Genomic DNA, 7,865 nt, shown 5'->3' on the forward strand with positions numbered 1-7,865 from the left:
CGGGTCGGGGAACCGTGGGAAGTCCTGGTGCCGACGGCGATGCGCATCCTCGATCCGCTCGGCGCCGGCACCCTTGACGGCGGCGTCTCGTGCGAACCCGGCGCGGGAGGACGAAACGCATGAGCGATCACCCTGGGATGGCGCATCGCTTCCCGGCGCAGCCTGCCGGCGATACGCCGGTCGGATCGGTCGTTGCCTTCGCCGGACAGTTGGGCGATCCCGCTCCCCCCGGACCCGCCGGCGCCGCCGCGGTCGGGACGACCTCGCCCATCGAAGCCTGGGGCTGGATGGCGTGCGACGGCCGCAGCCTCGACGGCTCGGCTTACCCGGAACTGTTCGCGGTACTGGGTTATCTGTATGGCGGCAGCGGCGGCAGCTTCAACATCCCGAACTATGCCGGCTACTTCCTGCGCGGACTCAATGGCGCCGACGGCGTGGATCCGGATACGGCCTCGCGCAAGGCACCGCCCGGAGGATCGCAGGCCGGTGTCGGCTCGACCCAGGGCTTCGCGCTGCAAACCCATGAACACAACTACAAGATGGCGGCGGCAGTCGCGGTTTCGGATAGCGGCGACGTCAACGGCACAGTGACCGGCGAGACGCAGCTCACCACCGGCGATCCGGCCACGACACCCGGAGCTGCCGCGGTCCAGGTCAGCCAGTACGAGACCCGCCCGGTCAATATCTACGTCAATTTCATCATAAAATTCACCTCCGCGATGTGGCCCTACCTGCTTCCAGGTCATGGCCCCGGGCCGGAGCCAAGGAGGTCCTCGCATGGTATATGATCAGATCGTCTTCATCGGTTATGTGATCGACACGGCGCCGAAGCTCGGACCCGGCGGCAGTCAAACCTATCTGGGTCTTGAAGATCCCAAGCAGGATATCGCCGCACGCTGCCAACTCATGCTGCAAGCGATGGAGCTGGCGCGAACCATGATCCCCGCGCCAAGTTCGCCGCCCGCCGCTGTTCTGTACGTGTTCGTGGCGCCCGAGTTCTTCTTCCGCGGTGCGACCGGCGCCTATGAGATGGATGACGTCGATCTGGCTATCGCAACTTTGCAGGATATCGCAAAACAGGGTGAATGGCAGGATTGGGTGTTCGAGTTCGGCACGATCGTCGCGGCCCTGACATCTCCTGAACCGGGTGAGCCGGGATTGATCTGCAATTTCGCACTGGTCCAGGAAGGCGGCACTACGGCGGCGGGACCCAGCGGTGCCCGCATCGTCGCGAAAGAGCTGATGTCCGACATCGACTTCATCGCCGAAAGCGCCAACCCTGCCAGCTTGGTGGTGGGCGCGGTCGAGCATCTTCCCTCCGGCAGGCCCGCCACCGGCGCCGAACGGCAAATAGTCGCCTACGACGGCGCCGGTATTTTCAGCATGGTCGGCTTGACCTGGGCCGTCGAGATCTGCCTCGATCATCTCGATGGGCGTCTACAGAGATCACCGCAATTTCCAGGCGAACCGCTGATCCAGGTCGAACTCATCCCATCCTGCGGCGCCGACATCACGTTGGATAACGTGACCGCAATGCCCGGTGGTTACGTCCTCAATGTCGACGGCATGGAACACACCGCACATGCGGATCTCCGTCAGGTCGCCATGCCGCTGGACTCGATGACGCCGATCCAGCCGATCTCATATCAGGGTTTGAATTGCGACACCGTTACGTTACCTGACACCACGCCGCCGGTAACGGTGCAGGTTTCCGATCTATATGCCAACGGCCCCGGCCATATCGTCGTCTATGGCGCGGTGCCGGTGCCGCCGGCGTCGGACGTGCCGGGGTCGACAAGCATCTTCTCCAGCCCGGTCGGAAAGGCCAAGACCTGGACGTTCACTTTCTATTTGCTCTACGATGACCAAGGCGACTTCACGCAAGCATTGGTCAAAATTCAATCAAAAAAAATTAACTTTTATGGAAATAAATATTTCATTCCGCTCTATATGCCTTTGATCTTCCCGCCCGAGCCACCCAGTGTCACCGTGACACCCGGCATGATCGACATATCCCTGATACCAGGGGGAAACGGCTACAACCACGCGATCAAGGCCAGCATCAACGTACCGGACTTTTCCTTCCAGGGGATCGTTCTGCAATTCATGACGGCGAAGGACTCGCTCGTGCCGGTTCAGTTCTGCTGGCAAAACCCATGAATTGGATGTCGACACCGACGCCGGACGGCTGGCCCGACGTGCTGATCGGGGTGCATGTCACGGCGGCGGCACAGGGACTGGCCGCGACGCTGGCGGCGTTGCACGCAAACACGCCGCAGCCGTTCAGGCTGATCATCCTGGCGGATCCGGACCCGGGCGAAGCTGCGGCACTGGAAACGGTGCTGGCGGCGACCGGCAGCACCCGTATCTGCGCCGTCCCCGCGCCGGGCGGGGCGGCGGCCAGCTTCAATCAGTTGGTTTCACGGCCCGCCGATACCTACGTGTTCCTGGAATGCGGCACGCATCCCGGTCCGGTCTGGCTCGAACCGCTTCTCGCGGCGGTGCGGGACGATCCGGCGACCCGGCTGGCTGGACCGTCGACCAATCTTTGCTGGAACGAGCAATGCGCGGCGCCCGACTGTTCCGGCGACGCCGGCGAGATCGGGAACCGTGCCGAGACGCTGCGATCGCTCCACCCGGGGGCGCGGCAGTCGATGGCGCCGCTGCACAGCCTGTCGGATTTCTGCCTCGCGGTCCGACACGATGTCGTCGCCGCGATCGGCGGCGCAGATCAGTCCTATGGCCGCGGCCCCTGCTGGGAGATGGACTACAGTGCGCGGGCGGCCCGCGCCGGCTTCGCCGGGGTCTGGGCCAAGGATTCCTTCGTTCACCGCTCGCCGTTCCCCGTCTGGCGCGCGGCGGCGGAACCACAGGCGCTGGAGCTTGCAAGACGTCTCTATCAGGATCGGTTCTGCGGCCGGCGTGCCGGGTACCCGGGAGGCGAAATGCCTTACAGCAACCACTGCCAAGGCGACGACTGCACCGATTTCGCACCGTTCGCCTCGACCCGTCTCCACCTGCCCCTGCCGCCGGCAGCGGAAACGACCCGCGATTCCTCCGGGTCCGAGTGGCCGTTGATCAGCTGCATCATGCCCACGCGCGGCCGGCCCCGGTTCGTGGCGCAGGCGATCGCCTATTTTCACCGGCAGGACTACCCCCGGCGGGAGCTGATCATCGTCCATCACGACGACGCCGATCTGCCGGAGGATGTCCGCCATCCCGGCATCCGGGTCGTCCGCACCACGCATGAAAGCATCGGCGGCATGCGCAATGCGGCGGTCGAGGCATCGCGCGGCGGGATCATCGTCCATTGGGACGACGACGACTGGCACGGCAGCCAGCGCCTGACCCGGCAAGCCATGCCGATCCTGCAAGGGGACGCGGACCTTACCGGCCTCAACGACACCTTGTTCATGGTCATTCCGTCGGGGGAGTTCTGGTCGGTAACACCCGAGCTGTATGCCGACCTGTTCGTCGAGAACATCCATGGCGGCACCCTGATGTACCGCCGCGACGTCTGGAACCGGGCGAAGCCCTATCCGGACATCTCGTTGCGGGAGGACGTCGATTTCATGCTGAGGGCCATGGGCAATGGCGCAAGACTGGGGCGGGTCGGCGGACGCGACATCTTCGCCTATGTCAGGCACGGCCGGAACAGTTGGGAGTTCGACGCGGGCAGCTATCCGCACAAGGCGGGATGGCAGAGAGTGCCCAAGCCCTCCTGCCTCGGCGAGGACAGCGATTTCTATTTCCCGCCGGTGGGGCCGTCCCGCCCGGTGCCCGCCGTGCCGAGAGGTCTCCCGCTGGTCAGTTGCATCATGCCGACCAGGAACCGCCGGGACTTCGTGCCCACTGCCATCGGGCACTTCCTGCGGCAGGATTATCCGTCGAGGGAACTGATCATCCTTGACGACGGCGAGTCCGGCGTTGCCGATCTGATCCCGGACCTGCCGTCGGTGCGCTATGTGCGGCTCGATGATCTTGCTTCGACAGGGCCGGCTTCGATCGGGGCGAAGCGGAACATGGCCTGCAAGCTGGCCCGGGGAGAGATCGTCGTGCATTGGGACGACGACGACTGGATGGCCGCCGGATGGCTGAGCTCTCAAGTGGAAACGCTGCGGAGCCATGACGCCGATCTCTGCGGCCTCGACAAGGTCCACTTCTTCATGCCGTCCACCGGAAAGGCCTGGCGCTATGTGTATGACGGCAAGGCGCCTTGGATCTGCGGCGGAACGCTCTGCTACAAGAAGGAGTTGTGGCGGCGGATGCCCTTCCAGGACATATCCGTCGGCGAGGACAATGCCTTCGTCTGGAGTTCGCAGGCGAAGCGTATCGCCGTCAATGCGCGGCATGACCTTTATCTCTCGATCATACACGACCGCAACACCAGCCCCAAGGTCACGACCGACCGCCGGTGGCGTCCGGTGAAGCCGCAGCTCGTCGAGCAGATGCTGCGGGAAAGCGGTTTCGACATGCCGGCCGCAGCGGAATAGCCGGCCAGAAACGCAATGATGCCAGGGGCCGAAGAGTTTGACCGGCGGTCGGCAAGTGTCGGGCCACGGCCCAACCTACCAAGCAGGAGCCTGTAGGTTGGGCCGTGGCCCGGCAAACACCGTCCACACCGGTCGATGTCGTCGGCCCGCAGGGATTACGGGATCATCCAGGTCAGGTAGTAGGCCTGGAGCACGGTGATCACGCCGATGATCGCCACGAAGAACAGGCTGTGCTTGAGGGTGAAGCGGAACAGGTCGGCTTCGCGTCCGACCAGGCCGACGGCGGCGCAGGCGACCGCGATGGACTGGGGGGAGATCATCTTGCCGGTGACGCCGCCGGTCGTGTTGGCGGTCACCATCAGGATGTCGGACAGGCCAAGCTGCTGCGCGGTCGTCGCCTGGAGCGCACCGAACAGGGCGTTGGACGACGTATCCGACCCGGTCAGGAACACGCCCATCCAGCCCAGCACCGGCGAGAAGAACGGGAAGGCCTTGCCGGTCCCGGCCAGGAGGAGGGCCAGCGTCGAGGACAGGCCGGAGTAGTTGGCGATGAAGGCGAAGGACAGCACCATGCCGATCGAATAGATCGGGCGGCGGAGGTCCTTCAGCGTTTCGCCGAAGGTGGCGACCGCCGTGGCCGGCTTCATCTTCAGGAAGACGATGGAGATGATCGCGGTGATCAGGATCGCGGTGCCGGTGGCGGCGACGAGGTCAAGCTTGTAGACGGCGTCGTAGGGCTTCGGCGAGGACACGATCGGGGCGACCTTGGTCACCAACTTGTCCAGGCCCTCGATCGGGAAGTAGAAGACGGTCGAGGCAAGCGAGCCGGTCTTGGCGAACATCGCCTTGAACGGCGCGAGGCTCCAGACGGTGACGACGGCGGTCAGCACGACGATGGGCGACCATGCCTTGACGACCTGGGCGCGGGTGTAGTCGACCGCGGCCGGCTTGGCGTTGCTGGCTTCGTTGTCGAAGCGGAAGATGCGCTTCGGCTTCCAGACCTTCAGGAACAGGGTAAGGCTGACCAGGCTGATCAGGGCGGAAGTGATGTCCGGCAGCTCCGGTCCGATGAAGTTGGACGTGAAGTATACGCCGAAGGCGAAGGTGGAGCCGGCCACCAGAACTGCCGGCCATGTCTCCTTCACGCCGCGGACGCCGTCCATGATGAAGACGATCCAGAACGGGACGAAGACGGCCAGCAGCGGCAGCTGGCGGCCGGCCATCTGGCCGATCTTGAAGGCTTCCAGACCCGTCACCTGGCCCGCGACGATCATCGGGATGCCCATGGCGCCGAAGGCGACCGGGGCGGTGTTGGCGATCAGGCACAGGCCGGCGGCGTAGAGCGGATTGAAGCCGAGGCCGACCAGCAGGGCGGCGGTGATCGCGACGGGTGCGCCGAAGCCGGCGGCGCCTTCCAGGAACGCGCCGAACGAGAAGCCGACCAGAAGCATCTGGAGGCGCTGGTCTTCCGTGATCGAGACGACCGAGGCGCGGATGATGTCGAACTGCCCGGTCTTGACCGTGACCTTGTACAGGAACACGGCGGTCAGGATGATCCAGGCGATCGGCCACAACCCGTAGACGAAGCCGTAGCCGGCGGATGCGAGGGCTTGGCCGACCGGCATCTTGTAGAAAACGATCGCGACCGCCAGGGCGATGGCGACCGTGATCGTCGCCGCGACGTGGCCTTTCATGCGGAGGACCGCCAGCGCCACGAAAAAGAAGATGATGGGAAGCGCCGCGACGAACGCGGACACCCACAGATTGCCTGCGGGGTCGTAAACCTGCATCCAGGGCTGCATATCGTTTCCACTCCGGATTGCCGCGGCGGCGCCCGATCAAGCGCTTGACGGCCATTTGATGATTTTTATTTCCACGTCGCCGGCTTTGGTAAACTTATTAGACCGACAATCTGCGGGGTGGATAATTTAAATGCCGTGATCTTGTAAATCGAAAAATGCATCTCAGGAGGTGTCGTAATTGTCGCAGGTGTTGAAGGCAGGTGCCCGGGTCCGGTATCGTCGCGGCATGAACACAGCGCCCGAAGACCCCGAAGATACTGAAGAAAACGCAGTCAAGGCCGACCCGCTCGTCCGGCTGCTCCAGTGCCATCCCGAGACCGCCTTCGACTATCTGGAGTTCCGCCGGATGATGGCGGGACCGGCGGCGGCCTTCGCGGCGGAGCGGGGCACGCCTGCGGACATCGAGAAGCTGGGCGACTGCCTGCGCCAGATGGAGGAGGCTCACGGGCTCGACGACCCGTCGCAGGAAGCGGCGGCCGACGCCGCCTTCCACCTCGCGATCTACGAGGCGTCGCACAACGAGGTGCTGATCCGGATCATGCAGCAGTTCATCAGGATGATGAGCGAGGACGTTTTCTACGAGCGGACCAGCCTGTATCAGCGCCGGGGCGTGCGGGACAGCTTCCTGCGCCAGCATCAGGCGATCTATCACGCCATCGCCGCCGGCAACCCGGAAGCGGCGCGCGCGACGGCCGACGCCCATCTGGCGTCGACCATGGAAGCGCTGCGGGAGGCGCAACGGGCGGATGCGCGGCTAGAAGTCGCACTCCGCCGCCAGCAGGGCGCGAAACTGGTCGCCGGTAAGCCGAAATGACCCTGCGCAGCGCCGGTATCGTTTTGGGAAACTAATTTTACCACTTTACTAAACAGGTAAACTTGTCGTACCCCCTTGCGGCAGCGGTCTCCATCGAAGGACCGCACGGTGAGGAAACACGCGGCCGGAATCATCCGTCCGACAGCTACGAGGGTGTCGCGGCATGCCTGATGGAACGTCATCCGATACGGTGGTACGCGGGTCCGGCCCCTATGCCGGCGCCATCCGGGAATTCACCGGCCTTTTCGGTCCCGATCGCGTCGTCCGCGATCCCTTGAGGCTGCTGGCTTACGGAACCGATGCCAGCTTCTACCGGCTGATCCCCCAGGTCGTCGTCAAGGTCGAGAGCGAGGCGGAGGTGCTGGCGGTGCTCGCCGCCTGCCGCCGCGACGGGTTGCCCGTCACCTTCCGCGCCGCCGGCACCAGCCTGTCCGGCCAGGCGGTCAGCGACAGCGTGCTGATGATGCTGGGCGAGAAATGGGACCGGGTCACGGTCGAGAAGGCCGGTGCGCTGGTCCGGCTTCAGCCGGGCGTGCTCGGCGCCGACGCCAACCGGCGGCTGGCGAGCTATGCCCGTAAGATCGGTCCCGACCCGGCCTCCATCGACAGCGCCAAGATCGGCGGCATCGCCGCCAACAACTCGTCCGGCATGTGCTGCGGCACGTCCGACAACAGCTACAAGACGCTGGTCTCGATGCGGCGGTCCATCCGCATTCCCGGTGCAGCGGTATCGGGCTGGAGCACCAGCATTTCAGG

General features: G+C 64.6%; 6 protein-coding genes. 5 read left to right on the forward strand and 1 reads right to left on the reverse strand.

Annotated features, from left to right (window positions below):
• Window positions 1–119 precede the first annotated feature (119 nt).
• Genes AC5JJ6_RS32255 through AC5JJ6_RS32265 form a run of 3 tightly spaced genes read left to right on the forward strand, consistent with a single transcriptional unit; the run spans window position 120 to window position 4,493 of the window.
• Complete coding sequence (locus tag AC5JJ6_RS32255; RefSeq protein WP_496045973.1) at window positions 120–788, forward strand: tail fiber protein; 669 nt, start codon at window positions 120–122, stop codon at window positions 786–788.
• Window positions 778–2,160: a hypothetical protein gene (locus AC5JJ6_RS32260; RefSeq protein WP_496045974.1), complete on the forward strand. Its 1,383-nt coding sequence runs from the start codon at window positions 778–780 to the stop codon at window positions 2,158–2,160. Before AC5JJ6_RS32255 ends, AC5JJ6_RS32260 begins: the two co-directional genes overlap by 11 nt.
• Complete coding sequence (locus tag AC5JJ6_RS32265; protein ID WP_496045975.1) at window positions 2,157–4,493, forward strand: glycosyltransferase family 2 protein; 2,337 nt, start codon at window positions 2,157–2,159, stop codon at window positions 4,491–4,493. Before AC5JJ6_RS32260 ends, AC5JJ6_RS32265 begins: the two co-directional genes overlap by 4 nt.
• Window positions 4,494–4,648: 155 nt before the next feature.
• On the opposite strand, the gene lldP is transcribed toward AC5JJ6_RS32265, so the two are convergent.
• A complete protein-coding gene (lldP, locus tag AC5JJ6_RS32270) occupies window positions 4,649–6,295 on the reverse strand; it encodes an L-lactate permease (RefSeq protein WP_496045976.1) in 1,647 nt (548 codons plus the stop codon).
• A 226-nt stretch (window positions 6,296–6,521) separates the two neighbouring features.
• Here lldP and AC5JJ6_RS32275 point away from each other — a divergent pair, with 226 nt between their 5' ends.
• Both AC5JJ6_RS32275 and AC5JJ6_RS32280 read left to right on the forward strand, forming a co-directional pair.
• Window positions 6,522–7,109 (forward strand): FCD domain-containing protein, encoded by a 588-nt coding sequence (locus AC5JJ6_RS32275; RefSeq protein ID WP_496045977.1) that lies wholly within the window; start codon window positions 6,522–6,524, stop codon window positions 7,107–7,109.
• A 163-nt stretch (window positions 7,110–7,272) separates the two neighbouring features.
• On the forward strand, window positions 7,273–7,865 hold a 593-nt coding region (locus AC5JJ6_RS32280; protein WP_496045978.1), incomplete at its 3' end, for an FAD-binding oxidoreductase.

The sequence above is a fragment of the Skermanella sp. genome (assembly GCF_059503625.1).

What these genes read in the sequence shown, in the direction of transcription:
- AC5JJ6_RS32255 (WP_496045973.1), top strand. Translation starts at nt 120, where the DNA reads ATGAGCGATCACCCTGGGATGGCGCATCGCTTCCCGGCGCAGCCTGCC.
- AC5JJ6_RS32260 (WP_496045974.1), top strand. Translation starts at nt 778, where the DNA reads ATGGTATATGATCAGATCGTCTTCATCGGTTATGTGATCGACACGGCG.
- AC5JJ6_RS32265 (WP_496045975.1), top strand. Translation starts at nt 2,157, where the DNA reads ATGAATTGGATGTCGACACCGACGCCGGACGGCTGGCCCGACGTGCTG.
- lldP (WP_496045976.1), bottom strand. Translation starts at nt 6,295, where the DNA reads ATGCAGCCCTGGATGCAGGTTTACGACCCCGCAGGCAATCTGTGGGTG.
- AC5JJ6_RS32275 (WP_496045977.1), top strand. Translation starts at nt 6,522, where the DNA reads ATGAACACAGCGCCCGAAGACCCCGAAGATACTGAAGAAAACGCAGTC.